Source organism: Aquirufa nivalisilvae, assembly GCF_004307455.1.
GTDB classification, from domain to species: domain Bacteria; phylum Bacteroidota; class Bacteroidia; order Cytophagales; family Spirosomataceae; genus Aquirufa; species Aquirufa nivalisilvae.
Genome location: NZ_SEWX01000031.1, coordinates 1 through 318 on the forward strand (window position 1 = coordinate 1; position 318 = coordinate 318).

Annotated in this window: 1 protein-coding gene; it reads right to left on the minus strand. The window is 45.3% G+C overall.

The window, feature by feature from the left end:
- The coding region (locus EWU22_RS13395) for a hypothetical protein (RefSeq protein WP_394364571.1) at positions 1-318 on the minus strand (318 nt) is incomplete at both ends.

Genomic DNA, 318 nt, shown 5'->3' on the forward strand with positions numbered 1-318 from the left:
TAGTAGCTCCTGAGAATGTTAAATCTTTACTTCCACTATAAGAGCTTACTGTGTTACCATTCGCATCTTTCGCTGTGATCGTAATCGTTTGACTCGTGCCTGCTGTCTGCGTGCCACTTCCTGTGATCACAAACTTATTGGCTGAACCTGGGTTAATCGTAATGCTTCCACTTGTTACGGCTGTTCCGCTCGCTGGGGTAAACGTGAATGTTCCTGAACCTACCGCTCCTGTGTACTTCAAGCCTAAGCTACTCAAGTTCGCTACTCCACTCACAAAGTCTGATGCACTATTTAGTTTATTTGTGCCACTTAAGCCAC